The organism is Vibrio sp. 10N.286.52.C3 (assembly GCF_041468865.1).
In the GTDB taxonomy this organism is placed as follows: domain Bacteria; phylum Pseudomonadota; class Gammaproteobacteria; order Enterobacterales; family Vibrionaceae; genus Vibrio; species Vibrio crassostreae_C.
This window is the reverse complement of sequence record NZ_JBFRJM010000119.1, coordinates 1-306: the sequence shown is the minus strand read 5'-3', so window position 1 is coordinate 306 and position 306 is coordinate 1. Positions and strand designations below refer to the sequence as shown.

Annotated in this window: 2 tRNA genes; both read left to right on the top strand. The window is 47.1% G+C overall.

What is annotated here, in order from left to right:
• Window positions 1–43: 43 nt before the first annotated feature.
• Window positions 44–119 (top strand) — tRNA-Ala (locus AB4138_RS23605).
• Window positions 120–147: 28 nt separating this feature from the next.
• Window positions 148–223 (top strand) — tRNA-Val (locus tag AB4138_RS23600).
• Window positions 224–306: the final 83 nt, after the last annotated feature.

Below are 306 nucleotides of genomic sequence, written 5' to 3'. Positions count from 1 at the left end.
ATCCTGCACGACCCACCATTTCCTCCCAAGGAAATAAAAATATGGGGCTATAGCTCAGCTGGGAGAGCGCCTGCCTTGCACGCAGGAGGTCTGCGGTTCGATCCCGCATAGCTCCACCATTCCTTCCATTAGGAATTAAAACTTTATGGGCGATTAGCTCAGTTGGGAGAGCACCTGCCTTACAAGCAGGGGGTCACTGGTTCGAGCCCGGTATCGCCCACCATCTTTAAGCATTCTCGTAAGAGAGTATTTAAAAATGGGTTTAAAAGTTTAACACTTAAAACTCTTGCTCTTTAACAATTTGGA